The organism is Dactylosporangium sp. CS-033363 (assembly GCF_050942475.1).
Taxonomy (GTDB): domain Bacteria; phylum Actinomycetota; class Actinomycetes; order Mycobacteriales; family Micromonosporaceae; genus Dactylosporangium.
Window position 1 is genome coordinate 3492074 of sequence record NZ_CP192032.1, and the last position, 15564, is coordinate 3507637.

The 15564-nt window shown below is 72.1% G+C and carries 15 protein-coding genes; 9 read left to right on the plus strand and 6 right to left on the minus strand.

Going from position 1 to position 15564, the window contains the following annotated elements; all coding sequences use genetic code 11:
• The first annotated feature begins 62 nt into the window (after positions 1-62).
• A complete protein-coding gene (locus ACQPZ4_RS16165) occupies positions 63-863 on the plus strand; it encodes a hypothetical protein (protein WP_433061229.1) in 801 nt (266 codons plus the stop codon).
• Positions 864-875: 12 nt separating this feature from the next.
• On the opposite strand, the gene ACQPZ4_RS16170 is transcribed toward ACQPZ4_RS16165, so the two are convergent.
• Positions 876-1274 (minus strand): NUDIX hydrolase, encoded by a 399-nt coding sequence (locus ACQPZ4_RS16170; RefSeq protein WP_433061232.1) that lies wholly within the window; start codon positions 1272-1274, stop codon positions 876-878.
• Positions 1275-1373: 99 nt separating this feature from the next.
• Here ACQPZ4_RS16170 and ACQPZ4_RS16175 point away from each other — a divergent pair, with 99 nt between their 5' ends.
• Positions 1374-2087 carry a GntR family transcriptional regulator gene (locus tag ACQPZ4_RS16175; RefSeq protein WP_433061235.1) on the plus strand — a complete coding sequence of 238 codons (714 nt, stop codon included), beginning with the start codon at positions 1374-1376 and terminating at the stop codon, positions 2085-2087.
• Here ACQPZ4_RS16175 and ACQPZ4_RS16180 read toward each other — a convergent pair.
• Positions 2077-2685 (minus strand): TetR/AcrR family transcriptional regulator, encoded by a 609-nt coding sequence (locus tag ACQPZ4_RS16180; RefSeq protein ID WP_433061238.1) that lies wholly within the window; start codon positions 2683-2685, stop codon positions 2077-2079. The two genes, ACQPZ4_RS16175 and ACQPZ4_RS16180, sit on opposite strands and share 11 nt — an antisense overlap.
• A 130-nt stretch (positions 2686-2815) precedes the next feature.
• On the opposite strand from ACQPZ4_RS16180, the gene ACQPZ4_RS16185 reads away from it, so the two are divergent.
• The 4 genes from ACQPZ4_RS16185 to ACQPZ4_RS16200 all read left to right on the plus strand — a co-directional run bounded on the left by ACQPZ4_RS16185 (position 2816) and on the right by ACQPZ4_RS16200 (position 8649).
• A complete protein-coding gene (locus ACQPZ4_RS16185; RefSeq protein ID WP_433061241.1) occupies positions 2816-4129 on the plus strand; it encodes an MFS transporter in 1314 nt (437 codons plus the stop codon).
• Positions 4126-5919 (plus strand): extracellular solute-binding protein, encoded by a 1794-nt coding sequence (locus ACQPZ4_RS16190; RefSeq protein ID WP_433061243.1) that lies wholly within the window; start codon positions 4126-4128, stop codon positions 5917-5919. The genes ACQPZ4_RS16185 and ACQPZ4_RS16190 overlap by 4 nt, the downstream gene beginning before the upstream one ends.
• Before the next feature lie 29 nt (positions 5920-5948).
• Entirely contained in the window at positions 5949-6530 is a 582-nt protein-coding gene (locus ACQPZ4_RS16195; protein ID WP_433061246.1) for a hypothetical protein, read from the plus strand.
• A gap of 208 nt (positions 6531-6738) precedes the next feature.
• Positions 6739-8649 carry a family 43 glycosylhydrolase gene (locus ACQPZ4_RS16200; protein ID WP_433061249.1) on the plus strand — a complete coding sequence of 637 codons (1911 nt, stop codon included), beginning with the start codon at positions 6739-6741 and terminating at the stop codon, positions 8647-8649.
• Here the strand turns inward: ACQPZ4_RS16200 and ACQPZ4_RS16205 are convergent.
• From ACQPZ4_RS16205 to ACQPZ4_RS16215, 3 genes are all read right to left on the minus strand, one after another.
• Positions 8628-10232 (minus strand): sodium:solute symporter family protein, encoded by a 1605-nt coding sequence (locus tag ACQPZ4_RS16205; RefSeq protein WP_433066540.1) that lies wholly within the window; start codon positions 10230-10232, stop codon positions 8628-8630. The genes ACQPZ4_RS16200 and ACQPZ4_RS16205 overlap by 22 nt on opposite strands.
• A gap of 35 nt (positions 10233-10267) precedes the next feature.
• The gene (locus tag ACQPZ4_RS16210) at positions 10268-10480 is read right to left on the minus strand and encodes a DUF3311 domain-containing protein (RefSeq protein WP_433061251.1); all 213 of its coding nucleotides are present in this window, start codon (positions 10478-10480) and stop codon (positions 10268-10270) included.
• Positions 10481-10557: 77 nt separating this feature from the next.
• A complete protein-coding gene (locus ACQPZ4_RS16215) occupies positions 10558-11979 on the minus strand; it encodes a hypothetical protein (protein WP_433061254.1) in 1422 nt (473 codons plus the stop codon).
• 63 nt (positions 11980-12042) lie between these two features.
• Here ACQPZ4_RS16215 and ACQPZ4_RS16220 point away from each other — a divergent pair, with 63 nt between their 5' ends.
• Genes ACQPZ4_RS16220 through ACQPZ4_RS16230 form a run of 3 tightly spaced genes read left to right on the plus strand, consistent with a single transcriptional unit; the run spans position 12043 to position 14872 of the window.
• On the plus strand, positions 12043-14040 hold the full coding sequence (locus tag ACQPZ4_RS16220; RefSeq protein ID WP_433061257.1) for an MMPL family transporter: 1998 nt from the start codon (positions 12043-12045) through the stop codon (positions 14038-14040).
• Positions 14037-14249 carry a hypothetical protein gene (locus tag ACQPZ4_RS16225; protein ID WP_433061260.1) on the plus strand — a complete coding sequence of 71 codons (213 nt, stop codon included), beginning with the start codon at positions 14037-14039 and terminating at the stop codon, positions 14247-14249. The genes ACQPZ4_RS16220 and ACQPZ4_RS16225 overlap by 4 nt, the downstream gene beginning before the upstream one ends.
• Positions 14240-14872: a hypothetical protein gene (locus ACQPZ4_RS16230; protein WP_433061262.1), complete on the plus strand. Its 633-nt coding sequence runs from the start codon at positions 14240-14242 to the stop codon at positions 14870-14872. Before ACQPZ4_RS16225 ends, ACQPZ4_RS16230 begins: the two co-directional genes overlap by 10 nt.
• Here the strand turns inward: ACQPZ4_RS16230 and ACQPZ4_RS16235 are convergent.
• Positions 14835-15563 carry a hypothetical protein gene (locus tag ACQPZ4_RS16235; RefSeq protein ID WP_433061265.1) on the minus strand — a complete coding sequence of 243 codons (729 nt, stop codon included), beginning with the start codon at positions 15561-15563 and terminating at the stop codon, positions 14835-14837. The genes ACQPZ4_RS16230 and ACQPZ4_RS16235 overlap by 38 nt on opposite strands.
• Between the last annotated feature and the right edge of the window lies 1 nt (position 15564).

The following is a 15564-nucleotide window of genomic DNA, read 5'->3' on the forward strand; positions in this document are numbered from 1 at the left end:
GCCCCGATTTCGGCGGCCCACCTAACCTCCGGGACAGCACATTCTTCTGGAGGACATATCCCATGAAATACATAACTGCCATCGCCGTCGGTACCGTCGCCGTCCTGTCGCTCAGCGCCTGTCAGGTCTCGACCAGCACCAGCACCACCACGGTGCCGGGCTCGGCGCGGACGGTGAACAACGCGGCCGCGGTACCGCCGCAGGAGGCGCTGACCAAGGCCATCAAGCAGCTCGACTCGACCGCGTACAACTTCAGCATCAAGCAGGGCGTGATGACCGGCGGCGGCCGCGTCGACTCCGCCGCGGGAACCGGTGCGTTCGGCATCGGAGGTGACGTCGACCTCGGCCTCGGGGACGGAGCGAAGACGCGCGTCTCAGTGGCGTACACCATCGTCGCCCCTGAATTCTGGATCAAGGCCGACTTCGGCGACACGATCAACCAGCACTACGGCATGAACCCGACGGCGTGGATGCACGTCGACAACAGCAAGATCACCGGCGCGCAGATCCCGCTGGACGCGTCGGGCAAGCTCGACACGGGCATCACCGAATTGCTGTCGGACGTCGCGGACGTGAAGCGCACCGACAAGACCCACTACGCCGGCACCATCGACGTCACCGGCGCCGAGGGCATCATGGCCCCGACCGACGCGGCGGCGAAGAAGGCGGGCGCGAAGACCCTGCCGTTCACGGCCACGGTCGACGAGCAGAACCGCCTGACCGTCTTCACCATCGACGGCGCGTCGGTGGACGAGAACCTGGCGATGGAGCTGACGTTCACGTCGTACGGCTCGATCGAGAAGGTCACCGCCCCGGCCGGCGCGATCGAGGCGCCTGACTCGGTGTACGAGCTGATCGGCTGAGCGCGGCCCGGCTCAGCGGGAGCCCTCGGCGCTCGGCAGGAGGTGCTCACGCAACAGCGGCGCCAGCGGGACGTCAGCGGCGCGGGCGGGATCGAGCCAGTACAACTCCTCGATCTCGGCCTGCGCCGAGACCGGCCCGGTGAGCGGGGCGGTGAACACGTCCGCGTCGACGGTGAAGCCGGCCTCATTTGCGGCCGGGGCCTCGAACCGCCCGAGGTGGCCCAGCGCCGCAGGGTCGACCGACAGGCCCAGCTCCTCGGCCAGCTCGCGGACCAAGGCGTCGGCCGGGGCCTCCCCAGGCTCCAGCTTGCCGCCCGGCTGCATGAACACCGTGGTCCCACGCTTGCGGACGAGGAGCCACCGGCCATGGGAGTCGCGTACGACGGCGGCGACGATGCGGATCACGGACACGGGGAAGAGCCTACGGTGCGGTCCTGAGGGGGTCTGGGTGGAGCGGAGCTCCCCCAGGGAGGGGAGTGCAGTGATTGTTCAACGATCCGGCATTGTGCGATGCTGCTGAACGTGACGCGCGCTGCTGCTGCCCCTGGTGACTGGACCCTTGCGCTGGCCGATGACCGTGCTCAGCTCGATCGGGGCGGGTACGGGGAGCGCGTCGCCGACGTGCTGCGGGACCGGATTACGCAAGGCGTGTTCCCGCCCGGTACGCGGCTCAGTGAGGAGGCGTTGCGCGAGGCGCTCGGCGTCTCGCGCAACACGCTCCGTGAGGCGTTCCGGTTGTTGTCGCACGAAGGACTGCTCACCCACGAGTTCAACCGGGGTGTGTTCGTCCGGGAGCTGACCGCCGACGACGTGCGCGACCTCTACCGCATCCGGCGGATTCTGGAGGGGGCCGCCGTGCGCGGGGTCAAGGAGGCACCGGAAGGCGCGGTCGAGCGCATCCGGGAGGCGGTCGAGTCGGCCGAGGCGGCGGCGAAAGAAGGCGCCTGGGTCGAGGTCGGTACCGCGAACATGCGCTTCCACCAGGCCGTCGCCGGGCTGGCCGGGAGCCGGCGGGTCAGTGAGACGGTACGCCGGCTGCTGGCTGAGCTTCGGCTGGTCTTTCTCGTGATGTCGGCGCCGCGGGAGTTTCACGAGCCGTATCTGAAGACGAACCGGGAGATCTACGAGCTGCTCGCGCGCGGCGAGGCCAAGGCGGCCGACAAGGCCCTGGCGGTCTATCTTGACGCGGCCGAGCGGCAGCTGCTGAACGCCTTCAGCGGCTGAGGGCTCCGTGCAGGAACAGGTCCACGAGGTCCGCCGTCGTCACCTCCGGGGCCAAAGGCGAGCGGCCGCGGGCGAACATGAAGCCCAGGAACGCGTCGGTGGCGACCGGGACCGGCAGGCGCAGGCGGTCCTTGTCCGGCTCGAACAGTTCCGCCACCGCGGCATGCGTCTCGGCCTGGGAGCGGGCGCGGTCCGGGGCCGGTGAGTCCGGGCCCGGCGGGGTGCGCTGGGCGTGCATGCCGGTCGAGTGCAGGGCGCCGACCACCGCGCCCATGCGGCCCAGGTGGGCCTGCAGCGCCTCGGCCGCCTCGATCAGGCGGTCGTCCAGGGACTGGTCCAACGAGATCGTCTCCAGTTGCTGCATGAGGTGCGACGGGTCGAGGGCGCGGGCGATGCACGCCCGCAGGAGCTCCTCCTTGTCGGCGAAGACGCGGAAGATGGTGGCCTCGCCGATGCCCGCGGCGCGGGCGATCTGGGCCGTGGTGACGCGGTTGCCGTACTCCGCGACCAGGGGCAACGCGCTCTGCAGGATCATCTCGCGGCGCTGCTCGGTGCTCATGCCCGGCGCACGCCGCCGGGGGGCCTGGGGTTCCGTCATACCGGGCAGCATACGGAGTGAGTACTCACTCCGTCAAGAAAAAGCGACGAACACCGATAGACCCATTGCCGGATCGTTGAACAATCCTCTACCGTCACCAACAAGGAGCACGATCCGTTAGGAGCCCACCATGGCAAAGCGGACAGCCCAGCACGACTCGGCCCCCAAGCGGGTCATCATCGCGAGCCTCGTCGGTACCTCACTGGAGTGGTACGACTTCTTCCTCTACGGTTCCGCCGCCGCGCTCGTCTTCGGCAAGCTCTTCTTCCCCTCGTTCGCCAGCGTCACCGGCACCCTGCTGGCGTTCGCTACCTACGCGGTCGGGTTCGTGGCCCGGCCGCTCGGCGGGATCGTGTTCGGGCACTTCGGCGATCGCTTCGGGCGCAAGGGCGTGCTCGTCGTGACGCTGGTCCTGATGGGCGGGGCGACCTTCGCCATCGGGCTGCTGCCGACGTACGCCACGTGGGGCGCCGCCGCCCCGATCCTGCTCGTCGCGCTGCGGTTCCTGCAGGGGCTCGGCCTCGGCGGGGAGTGGGGCGGCGCGGTGGTCATGACGATGGAGCACGGCGGCGACGAGCGGCGCGGCCTGAACGCGTCGTGGCCCCAGGTCGGCGTCCCGGCCGGCAACCTGCTGGCGGCGGGCGTGTTGTGGTTGCTCAACACGGTACAAACGGATGCGGTTTTCCTGTCGTGGGGTTGGCGGGTGCCGTTCCTGCTCTCCGGCGTGCTCATCCTCGTCGGGCTGTGGATCCGGTTCACGGTCGCGGAGTCGCCGCAGTTCGTCGCGGTGGACAAGACCGCGCAGCTGCCGCTGCTCGAGGTGCTCACCCGGCACCCGCGGGCGCTGCTGGTCGCGATGGCCGCGCGGGTCGGCACCGACGTCGCGTTCTACGTGTTCACGCTGTACGTGCTCACGTACGTGACCGGCACCGTGAAGCTGCCCCGGGACTATGCGCTGTCGGCGGTGCTCATCGGGTCCGCGCTGCAGCTGGTGCTCATCCCGCTGTTCGGCGCGCTGTCCGATCGGGTGGGGCGGCGGCCGGTGTACGCCGCGGGGGCGATCGGGGCCGCGCTGTGGGCGTTCGCGTTCTTCCCCTTGCTGGACACCGCCAACCGGGCCGCGATCGTGCTCGCGGTCGTCGTGGCGCTCGTCGCGCACGCGGCCATGTACGGGCCCCAGGCCGCCTTCGTCGCCGAGCAGTTCTCGACGCGCCTGCGGTACTCGGGGGCCAGCATGGGGTACCAGATCGCGGGTATCTTCGGCGGGGCCCTGGCGCCCATCATCGCGGTGAAGCTCGTCGCCGCCACCGGCTCCGCGCTCAGCGTCTCCGTCTATGTGCTCGTCGCCCTCGCCCTGACCGGCGTCGGGCTGGCGTTCGCGAAGGAGGAGCGGCGCGCGAGTGTTCGCGAAGCGCCGCGGGTCGCCGAGGTCGTGCAGCCGTGACGCGCAAGGCTCCGCTGGCGGCGGCGGTCGTGCTCGGCCTGGCCGCCGTCGCCGGCACCTACCTGTGGCTGCGCCCCGAGAAGGCCGAGGGCAACCGGGGCCGTGACGACTGCGTCCAAATTGAGCTGAGTGCGTCGACCGAGAAGGGCGACCTGCTCGCCGAGCTGGCCAAGCGGTACAACACCGCGGGCCGCGTGTTCGACGGCCGCTGCGCCGGGGTGTCCGTCCACAAGCGAACGTCCGGCGCCGCGATGGAGTCCCTTGTGGACGGCTGGAACCCGGAAGCGGACGGCGCGCCGGCCCCGCAGGTGTGGGCGCCGTCGTCGTCGCTGTGGCTGGGCCTGGCGCGGGAGCGGGCCACGGCGCAGGACCGCGCGGCGCCGCTGGACGATACGCCCGACGCCGACGTGCCCTCGATCGCGCAGAGCCCGCTGACCATCGGCATGCCGCGGCCGATGGCGGAGGCGCTGGGCTGGCCCGGCAAGCCGCTCGGCTGGTCCGACGTGCTCGCCCTCGCGAACGACCCGCGCGGCTGGGGCGCCTACGGGCACCCGGAGTGGGGCCGGTTCACGCTCGGCAAGGACAACCCGCACCTGTCCACGTCCGGGCTGGCGGCCACGGCGGCGGCGTTCTACGCGGCCAGCGGCAAGTCCAGCGACCTCACCCCGGCCGACCTGGAGCGGCCGCAAGTGCGTGAATTCGTCCGCGGTGTCGAGGCGAGCGTCGTGCACTACGCCGACGACGCGGTGAAGTTCCTCGGCAACATGGCCGAGGCCGACGCCCAGGGCCGCGCGACGTCCTACGTCAGCGCCATCGCCATGCAAGAGCAGCTGTTGTACCTCTACGACTCCGGCGCCCCGGACGGCGATCCCGGCCAGATCGGCAAGGGGCGGCGTCCCTCGGTGCCGCTGGTGGCGGTACACCCGAAGGACGGCACGCTCATGATGGACCACCCGTATGTGGTCCTCGCCGCGGCCTCGGCCGAGCAGCGGGCCGCCGCCGCCGACTTCCTGGACTTCCTGCGGCAGCCCGCGCAGCAGCAGCGCTTCGCCGACCTCGGGTTCCGCGACTACCAGGGCCGGGCCGGAAGCGCGCTGGCCACGGCGATCGGACTGCCCGCGGACCAGCCGGCGCTGTCGCTCATCGACCCGCCGGCCCCGAACGTGCTGTCCCGCATGCTGGCGGGGTGGGACGACCTGCGCAAGAAGGCGCGCGTCCTGCTCGTCATGGACGTGTCCGGCTCGATGCGGGAGTCGGCCGGAAATGGGCGAAGCCGGCTGGACGCGGCCAAGGACGCCGCGATCGCCGGGCTGGGCCGGCTTCACCCGGACGACGAGGTGTCGCTGTGGCAGTTCTCGACCGAGGACGCCGGGGGACCGCGGCCGTACGCCGAGCTCGTCCCCTTCGGACCCATGCGCGACGTCCGGGCGCCGCTCACCACGGCGATCCAGGGGCTGCATCCGGAGGGTGGGACGGCGTTGTACACAACCGTGCGGGCCGCCCAGCGCAGCATGGTCGAGCACTACGACCCCGGCCGGATCAACGCGATCGTCGTGCTGACCGACGGCAAGAACGAGTACCCGCGCGACAACGACCTCGACGCGCTGCTGCGGGACGTCAACGCCGACTCCCTCGAGCGCTCGGTGCGGGTCTTCGCGATCGCGTTCGGCGACAAGTCCGACCTCAAGACGCTGTCGGCGATCGCGCGCTCGTCCCGGGCCGCGGCTTACGACGCGCGCAACCCGGCCGCGATCGACGACGTGTTCGTCTCGGTCCTGAGCAACTTCTGACATTGCCAGGCATGTATACGCTGGCGGGCATGCGGATCTTGCGGGGACTGGGGGGCGCGGCGGCGGCGCTCGCGGCGGGCGGGATCGCCGTCTGGGCCGGTCACATCGGCTCGGCGGGGTGGTGGCGGTGGCTGGTCGTCCTGTTCCTCGGCGTGGTGGCCTGGATCGTCGCCACCTTCCTCGTGCCGCTGATCGCGCTGGAGGCCGGCGAGGAGGTCGGCTCCATCCTGCTGCTCCCGGTGGCGGCCCTCGTCGTGGCCACGATCTGGTTCACCGCGATCGACATCGAGGTCCGGACCGGCCAGTGGCAGGCGGCCGTCGTCACGGGCAAGGAGTGCCAGTCGACCGACAGCGGGTGCGCGTGGGTGTACCGCGTGAGCGACCGGCGCACCGAGCAGGACCTCGGCTGGATCGGCTGCAACGAGAACGTCCTCGCGCTGGGCGACCAGACCCGCGTGCACAGCGACGCGGCCGGCCGGCACCGCCCGAACCTGGAGCCCTGCGCGCACACCTCGCACGCCTGGACGGTCGCCCTGTGGGTGGTCGAGGGGCTGTGGATCCTCATGGCCGTCGGCGCGCTCGCGGGTGCCATCTTCTTCTGGGATTGGTGACGACCGTTGACAACGGGAAGACATCGACGTAGAAAAATGTGAGAGCGCTCTCTCACTGTCCGCCCGGGTTGGCCGCCACCAGCCCGGGCGGACGCATATTCGTCAAGCGTTGACAGAACGCGGCATCGACCCGCTTGACTGGGGCGTTGGGTTGTGTGCATCTTTGACGGAACCTGAGCGTTTCCCTTCAGCATCGGAGCCGCCACCGATGAACAGACGCCTGCTCGCCGGCCTCGTCGCCGCCGGGCTGCTCGCCGCCCTCGCGCCCGCGGTTCCCGCCGCGGCCGCCCTCCCGGACTACAGCACGGCCGAGGCGGGCAACCCGTTCGCCGACGGCTGGTACGCCGACCCGGACATCGCGATCTACAACAACACCTACTGGGTCTACCCGACCACCTCGAAGGGCTACACCGAGCAGACCTACCTCGACGCGTTCTCCAGCACCGACCTGGTCACCTGGACCAAGCACCCGAACATCCTGACGACCGCGAATGTCTCGTGGGCCTCGTACGCCGTGTGGGCGCCGGCCCCGATCGCCCGCAACGGCAAGTACTACCTGTACTTCGCGGCCAACGACATCCAGAACAACTCGGCCCTGGGCGGCATCGGCGTCGCCGTCGCCGACAACCCGGCCGGCCCGTACCGCGACGCGATCGGCCGGCCGCTCATCGGGCAGTACTACAACGGCGCCCAGCCGATCGACCAGGACGTCTTCATCGACGACGACGGGCAGGCCTACATCTACTACGGCGGGCACGGGCATGCCAATGTGGCGCGGCTCAATGCCGACATGACGAGCATCGGCACGTTCCCGGACGGCAGCACCTACAAGGAGATCACGCCGTCCGGATACACCGAGGGCCCGCAGATGTTCAAGCGCAACGGGAAGTACTACCTGATGTGGTCCGAGGGCGGCTGGACCGGCCCGGACTACTCGGTGTCCTACGCCATGTCGACCTCGCCGACCGGCCCGTTCACCAAGCTGGACCGGGTCCTGGCGCAGGACGCGGCGGTGGCCAAGGGCTCCGGGCACAACTCGGTCGTCAACGTGCCGGGCACCGACACCTGGTACATCTTCTACCACCGCCGGCCGCTGAGCGAGACCGACGGCAACCACCGCGCGCTCGCGTACGACCGGATGAACTTCAACGCCGACGGCACCATCCAGCGCGTGACCATGCGGGTCAAGGACAACTTCGCCGACGCCAACGCGTACGGCTGGCGCACCTACGGCGGCAGCTGGAGCGTGACCGGCGGCCGCTACCAGGCGGGCAGCTCGCTGGGCGGCAAGGCCATGCTGGACACCAACTTCGGCGACCTGAGCTACGACGCCGACGTCGCCGTCACCTCGGGCACGGGGGACGCGGGGCTGGTGTTCCGGGCCACCGGGCTGGGCAGCGGGACCGACGCCTACAGCGGGTACTACGCCGGGATCAGCCCGGCCGGCCGCGTGGTGCTGGGCCGGGCGGCCAACAACTGGACCCAGCTCGGCACGGCCAACCTCACCGTGGCGGTGGGCACGACCTACCACCTGCGGGTGACCGCGGCCGGCTCGTCCATCAAGGTGTACGTCGACGACCTGACCACGCCGAAGATCAGTGTCACGGACGCCACGTTCGCGTCCGGGGCCGACGGGGTGCGGGTGTTCAACGCCGCGGCGGCGTTCGACAACGTGGCCGTGGGCGCGCCGACCGGCCCGGGCACCAACCTCGCGCAGGGCCGCCCGGCCACCGGATCCACGCCGTGCGCGGCGTCCGAGGGGCCGGAGAAGGCGGTCAACGGCAGCGTGGCCGGGGGCAACGCCGACAAGTTCTGCTCGTCGGTGGCCGGGCCCTGGCTGCAGGTCGACCTGGGCGCGACGAAGAGCATCAGCCGCTTCGAGGTCGCGCACGCGCAGGCCGGCGGGGAGGCCGCGGCGTACAACACGAAGGCCTTCACCATCGCGGTGTCCAACGACGGCACCACCTGGACCCAGGCGGTGAGCGTCACGAACAACACCGCGGCGAACACCACGCACCCGGTCAGCGGCGTGTCCGGGCGGTACGTGCGCCTGACCGCCGGCACCCCGGAGCAGGGTACCGGCGGCGCGGCGCGGATCTACGAGCTGCGCGTGTTCTGACGGATGTAGCGCGGTGCGGCGTGGACGCCGGCGGGACTGCTGGGCAGGCCGTCGAGGAGGTTCTCGAGGCGCTTGACCATCGGGTCGTCGGCGTCCGCGTCGTAGTCGTCCGGGCGGGTCGAGTCCCGCCCGGCCGGCACCCGGGCCGCCCGCAGCAGCAGCGTGCCCAGCACGACGATGGCGAGGTTGACGACCAGCGCGACGATGCCGACGTACACCGGCCAGCCCGCGACCGTGGTGATCGAGCCGCCGAAGTGCGCCTGGCCGCCCGGGCCCGGCTGCGGGATCCGGTACAGCAGGACGAGCCCGACCCCGAGCCCGCCGGCCAGCCCGGCGAGCAGGGCCATGCGGTGGAACCAGCCGGTCAGCAGCCCGAGGAAGCCGGCCGGGATGGTCTGCAGGATGATGACCCCGCCGATCAGCTGCAGGTCGACGGAGAACTGCGGGTTGAGCAGCAGGATGCAGAACACCGCGCCGACCTTGACCACCAGCGACGACCAGCGGCTGACCCGCGCCTCCTCGGCCGGGCCGGCGGCCGGGCGCAGGTAGGCGCGGTAGATCGAGCGGGTGAACGCGTTCGCCGCCGCGATGGACATGACCGCGGCCGGGATGAGCGCGGCGATGCCGAACGCGGCGAGGGCGATGCCGGACGACCAGGCCGGGAACAGGTTGTGGAACAGCTGCGGGATGACGGTGTTCAGGTCGCGTCCCACCGGCCGCACGCCCTGCGACAGCGCGAAGAAGCCGAGCAGCGCCATGAGCCCCAGCACCAGGCAGTAGATCGGCAGCGCGGCGGCGTTGCGCTGGACGGTCGAGCGATCCTTGGCGGCGAGCATCGTCGTGAGCGCGTGGGGGTACACGAAAATCGACAACGCGGAGCCGATGATCAATGTGAGGTAGGCGCTCTGCCCGGCCGAGCCGCCGAGCAGCAGCCCGTCGCCCGGCGAGGGAGTCGTGGCGAAGTGCTGCCCTGCCTTGCGGAACGCCTCGCTCCAGCCGCCGTTCATCGCCACGATGAGCAGCGCGGCCACGACGACCCAGCCGAGCAGCACGTCCTTGGCGATGGACAGCAGCGCGGGCGCGCGCAGCCCGGAGCGGAACGTGCACAGCGCCACCACGGTGACCGCGGCGAGCAGCGGCCACTCGCCGGCCATCCCGACCGTCTGCAGTACCGCCTGCAGCGCACTGAGCTGCACCGCGATGTACGGCATGGTGGCGGCGATCCCGGTCAGCGCCACGGCCGCCCCGAGCCCGCGGGATCCGAAGCGGGCGGCCGTGAATTCGGCCGGCGTCACGAACCCGTGCCGGTGGGCGACCGACCAGGCCCGCGTGGTGAAGATGAACGAGAGCGGCGTGGTGATGGTCGCGAACGGTACCGCGAAGAAGCCCATCGCCCCGACCCCGTAGGTGAGCGCGGGCACGGCGACGAAGGTGTAGGCGCTGTACATGCTGCCGCCGAGCAGGAACCACGTCGTCCAGTTCCCGAACGCCCGCCCGCCGACCCCCCACTCCTCAAGATTGTGAATGTCCTGCGGCCGCCGCCAGCGCGCCGCCGACATGCCGAGCAGCAGCATGGCCCCCATCAGCCCGGCGAAGACGACGGTCTCGACCCCGCCGCTCACCGCTCGAACTCCGGCCGCCGGTTGCGCAGGAACACGAAGGCGATGATCGCCATGGCCAGCAGCACGCAGGCCATCTGGTACCAGTAGAAGAACGGCAGCCCCCACAGTTTCGGGTCGGCCCGGTCGTACAGGGGTGTGAGCAGCGGCGCGATCGTCGGAACGGCCAATAACCAGTAGCCGGAGCGGCGGCGTCGGGCGGGCGGTGCCATCGAGCCTCCTTGCGTGATGGAACCAGGGGTGTGGCGCGATGGTACTGGCAAGTAACTTCGCGCGACACCCCGTCTTCTCAGCGCCGCAGGGCCCGCCCGGCGCCCGCGATCACCGTGGTGGCGAGGACCCAGCCCACGGCCATGATCAGGACCGCGACCGCCTTGTCGGGGCCGGTGGGATTCCACGCGTGCTCGTGCCCGAGATCGACCAGCGGCACGAGAAGATCCAAGGTGTACAGCAGCGGATCCCACGTCGGAGCCTCGCCGGGCTTCACCGGGCTGAGCGGCCCGCTCCACGCGAACCAACCCGACCCCGCGCCGAAGACGGCCAGCAGCCACAACAGGGCGCGCGCCGGGCGGTACCCGAAGCCGATCGTGGCGTCCTGCACCGCGCCCCACACCGCGCCGAGGCGGCCCATCGCGCGGTGGCGCAGGCGTTCGCGGACGCGCAGGACCTGGCGGGCCTCCTGCTCGCGCCCGTCCCGGCGCAAAGCGGCCGCCAGCTGGTCGTACGGTCCCGGCGCGAACGCCGGATCGCAGCGCGCCATCCACGCCAGGCGCTCACGCGCGGTCCAGGCGCGGGTGTCGTCCGAGCGGCGGCTGATCCGGTCGTACGTCAGCCCCGCCAGCTCGATCGTGCACCCCGCCGGCCAGCCGACCGGATCGTCGACGAGCCGCCCCACGTGCGCGTCGCGCAGGCTGATCGCGCCCGACGACGCAGGGGCCGGGCGCAGCGTCAGCATCGCGGTCTCGGCCTCGATGAGGAGCAGAGCCGAGTCCGAAGGAGGTGCCTGCAGGAGCGACCCCTGCAGGACGATCGCACCCGCCGCGCGCAGCCCGATGAACATGACCATGCCGTCGGCCCGCAGTTCGTGGGCCCACACGCCGCCGCCCACCACCGCGCCGTTCGCCGCGATGGCGGGAGCGCCGGGGCGAGGTGAGCGGACGGTGCACTGCGCGATGTTGAGGTCGCCGGCGATGCGGGCGCCGTCGAGGCGTGCGCCCGAGGAGTACACGGCGCCGTGGCCGATCTTCGCGTCGCCCTCGATGACGGCGCGCTGCAGGTTCACCGCGCCGGCAAAGGCCGTGCCGGTGAGGTCGAGGCCGCCGTCCACGCGGACGTGATGGAACCACGCCTCGCCCGTGACCGTGGCGCGGCGCAGGCCGAACCAGCGGCGTACCCGCAGGGACTCGGCGTCCAGCGACGGCAGCGTGCACTCGTCGAGGTTGGCCGAGCCCAGCTCGGCGTGGTCGAGCAGCAACGGCTCGGCGAACGTGCAGCCCCGCAGGCGGATCGGGGCGTCGATGCGGGCGCCGGTCAGGTCCAGGCGGCCGGTGATGTGCGCGCCGGAGAGGTCGACGCGGGCGGTGCGGCCCGCCCGGGCGCTGGGGCCGTCGAGCAGGAGTTCGGCGATGAGCTGGGCCGGTACGATGGCGCCCTGGGCTTCGAACGGCCGGCCGGAACGGAACGCGGCGCGGACCGCCCAGCTCACTCTCACGAGGGAGCCGTCCCGCTCTTGTCGGCGATGCGGCCGGCCGGGCCGCGGCGAGAGCATCGACGCATGTCCAAGACAATACTGACCATTGCCATCTGGCTCGCCGTGGTGGGGCTCGGGGCCGGCTTCGGCGGCGGGGTGTTCGAGAACCTCACCGCGCAGGTCGCGGTCGTGCCCGGCAGCGAGAACGAGCGCGCGCTCGACCTGCGCGCCGATGCGGCGGGGCCGCAGGGGCAGCATCTCACCGTCGTCGCGGTCGGGTCCACGGTGGACACCGCGGCCGTCGGCGGCATGCCGGGCGTGGCCGCGGTCGCGCCGCCGTTGCCCAGCGCCGACGGGCGGGCCACCCTGACCGACATCACGCTCACGCCCGGGGCGACCGAGGCGCAGGCCGAGGAGGTCGCGAAGGCGCTGCGATCGGAGCGCGTCACGGTGGCCGGCGGGCCGCTCACCGACATGGAGTTCGGCACGCAGGCGCAGCGGGACGTCCAGCGGGCCGAGCTGTTCACGCTGCCGATCGTGCTGATCCTGCTCATCGTCGTGTTCGGCGGCCTCGTCGCGGGGTTGATGCCGCTGATCGTCGCGCTCGCCGGGACCGCCGCCACGCTCGGCATCCTGTACCTCGGCAGCCTCGTCACCGACATCAGTGTCTACGCGATCCAGGTCGCCACCATGCTGAGCCTCGGCCTGGCCGTCGACTATGGACTGTTGCTCATCAGCCGGTACCGCACCGAGCTCGCCGCCACCGCCGACCGCGACGAGGCGCTGCGGCGCGCGGTGTCCAAGGCCGGCCGCACGATCGCCGTCACCGGGCTGACGGTGGCCGCGAGCCTGCTCGGGCTCACCGTGTTCCCGGACGCGTTCCTGCGCTCGATGGGGCTGGCCGGGGCGGCCGTCGTGGTCGTCGACATGCTCGCGGTGCTGACGCTGCTGCCGGCCGTGCTCCGGCTCGTCGGGCGGCGCATCAAGCCCGCCCGGCCCGCGTCCGGGACCGGGCTGTTCGCCCGGCTCGCGCACGCCGTGCAGCGGCGGCCGCTGCTGGTCACCGTGGTCACGGCGGCGGGGGTGTTGCTGCTGGCGGTACCATCGCTGCACTTGCGGTTGACCAACAGCGATGCCCGCGCCCTTCCGGCGACGACCGAGACCCGCAAGCAGTATGACGCGCTCGCCGCGCACTTCCCGGCGCTCGTCGGGCCCGACGCCATCGCCGCCGTGGTGCGCTCGCCCGCGGACGCCCCGGCCACGGCGGACTTCGCCGCGCGGGTGCGGACCGTGCCCGGAGTGTCCACAGTGGAGGTCGTGCCGGTGTCGGACGCGGTGAGCGTGGTGCGCGCGACGCCCGTGCACCAGCCGTGGACGTCCGAGGGCCGGGCGACGCTCGAAGCCGTGCGGGCGCTGCCGGCCCCGTTCGAGGTGCTCGTGGCCGGCGACGTCGCCCGCCTCGTCGACTACCGGGCCATGCTGCTGCGGTACGGCCCGTGGGCCGCGCTCATCGTGCTCGTCGCCACGTTCGCGCTGCTCGCCGTGTTCACCCGCTCCGTCCTGCTCCCGGTCAAGGCGGTGCTGACCAGCCTGCTGAGCATCGCCGCGGCGTTCGGGGCGATCGTGTGGGTGTTTCAGGACGGGCACCTCGCGAGCTGGTTCGGCGCCGAACGACTGGACGCGGTCGACCTGACCGTGCCGGTGCTCGTGGCGGCGATCGCGTTCGGGCTCTCCGTCGACTACGAGGTCTTCCTGCTGGCGCGGATCCGGGAGCGGTACCTCGAAACGGGCGACCCCAGAGCCGCGGTCGGCTACGGCCTGCAGCAGACCGGCCGGATCGTCACGTCCGCCGCGCTGCTGCTGGTCGTGGTGTTCGCCGGGTTCCTGCTCGGCGGGTTCGCGCCCATCAAGGAGATCGGCGTGGGGCTCGTGGTGGCCATCGTGCTGGACGCGACCGTGGTGCGGATGCTGCTCGTGCCGGCCACGATGACCCTGCTCGGCCGGGCCAACTGGTGGCCGTCGCGGCCGCCGGTCGTACGCTCCACTGTGGAAGCGCCGGAGCGCGTAGCATTGGCCGGGTGATCGACCTCGACCACCGTGCCGTGCCGGCCACGCGCGGCCCGGCACGGTGGAAGCGCCGGCCGGGCCTGCGGCTGGCGGCGGTCGCGGCGGTGTCGGTGCTCGCCGGGCTGCCCGCGGCGCCGGCCCGCACGGCCGGGGCCCCGATCCGCCCGGCCTGCGTCGCCGTGCCGGACGTCTACCACCTCTTCGGCGGCGCGCTGTGCGGCTGATCGTCACCGGCCTCGCCGCCACCCACGTGGCCGGGATCCTCGCCGGGCACGTCCTGCCGTGGACCGGCACGACAACCATGACGGCCCTGCTCTTGTACGCCCTGAGCGTCCCCGGCCCCCGCCCGCGGGTGGCCGGGTTCGCGTGTCTCGCGGTGCTGGCCGCCTCGATCGACGCGCGCACCGGCGGCCACGGCTTCCCGAACTGCCTGATCTACCCGGCCGACCCGGCCCGGCACGCGGTCGAGGGCACGCTGCTCGTGCTCGGCGTGGGGCTGCTGCTCGTCGCGGCGCTCGGCCGCGGGTTCGCCGTCGTGGCGCTGCTGGCGGTGCTGACCGCGCCGGCGCTGTACGCGTGGACCCAGCCGCCGGACCCGTCCTCGCTGCAGCCGGTCATCAGCGCGCAGGAGCGGCTGGCGCTGATCGCCCGCGCGCGGGCGCAGGCCGGGGTCCAGGACGGGGCGATCGTCGCCATCGCGGTCAGCACCGAGCCGCCGCGGCTGCTGCCGCCGGTCGTCGCGCCGCCCGACTGGTCCCGGGGACTGCTGCCCGCCGTCCCGGCCGCGGTCGTGTTCGCGGCCCTGGCGGCTATTGCGACCGGGCGAGGTACCGAAGACCCTGCCTGAGGTACGTGCGCGGGTTGGTGTCCAGGAAGCGGGCCCACTCCGGGCTCGGCTCGCCCCGCAGCCAGGCGTAGCGGGCGAGGGCGTACCCGTACATCGGCTCGGTCAGGTAGCCCAGCCGGCTCGTGCGCGAGTAGGCGTAGTCGCCGCGGGTGAGCCGGGCGTAGTCCAGCGCGGCGTTCGCGGCGAACAGGCCCAGGCCGAAGAAGACGGTGGCCAGATCGGTCAGCGGCTCGCAGTCGACCGCGTCCGGGTCGGCCCGCCGCTCGCCCAGCAGCCGCACGTGGCCCAGCTCGTGGGCGAGCGTGGCGACCAGGGCCGTCGGGCGCTCGACCAGGTCCTCGCGGATCGTGACCACCGGGCGGCCGTCGCGCTCGTGGTAGTGCCCGGCCGCGCCCGTGCCGACCGTGTCCAGCGGGATGTGCCCGGCCAGGCCGGGATCGGGCCCGGCGTGCTCGAACTCCAGGGCGATCGCGGACCGGTCGGTGCCCATGTGCGTGCAGAGCCGCGCGACCAGGACCTCGATCTCGTCCATGCCGCCGGTCCAGACCCCGGGGAAGTCGGCGTCGCTCGGGGTGAGGACCGGGCCGAACAGCGTGGTCCGGCCGAACTGGGCGCTCAGCCAGCCCAGGTTCCGCTCGATCCACACCTGTTCCTCGTCGCGCACGGGGCAGCGGGCGGCCGGCCACATCATC

Coding starts and splice junctions, on each gene's coding strand:
- ACQPZ4_RS16220 (WP_433061257.1), top strand. CDS start 12,043: ATGTCCAAGACAATACTGACCATTGCCATCTGGCTCGCCGTGGTGGGG.
- ACQPZ4_RS16180 (WP_433061238.1), bottom strand. CDS start 2,685: ATGACGGAACCCCAGGCCCCCCGGCGGCGTGCGCCGGGCATGAGCACC.
- ACQPZ4_RS16200 (WP_433061249.1), top strand. CDS start 6,739: ATGAACAGACGCCTGCTCGCCGGCCTCGTCGCCGCCGGGCTGCTCGCC.
- ACQPZ4_RS16210 (WP_433061251.1), bottom strand. CDS start 10,480: ATGGCACCGCCCGCCCGACGCCGCCGCTCCGGCTACTGGTTATTGGCC.
- ACQPZ4_RS16205 (WP_433066540.1), bottom strand. CDS start 10,232: ATGGGGGCCATGCTGCTGCTCGGCATGTCGGCGGCGCGCTGGCGGCGG.
- ACQPZ4_RS16235 (WP_433061265.1), bottom strand. CDS start 15,563: ATGATGTGGCCGGCCGCCCGCTGCCCCGTGCGCGACGAGGAACAGGTG.
- ACQPZ4_RS16185 (WP_433061241.1), top strand. CDS start 2,816: ATGGCAAAGCGGACAGCCCAGCACGACTCGGCCCCCAAGCGGGTCATC.
- ACQPZ4_RS16195 (WP_433061246.1), top strand. CDS start 5,949: ATGCGGATCTTGCGGGGACTGGGGGGCGCGGCGGCGGCGCTCGCGGCG.
- ACQPZ4_RS16175 (WP_433061235.1), top strand. CDS start 1,374: ATGCTGCTGAACGTGACGCGCGCTGCTGCTGCCCCTGGTGACTGGACC.
- ACQPZ4_RS16165 (WP_433061229.1), top strand. CDS start 63: ATGAAATACATAACTGCCATCGCCGTCGGTACCGTCGCCGTCCTGTCG.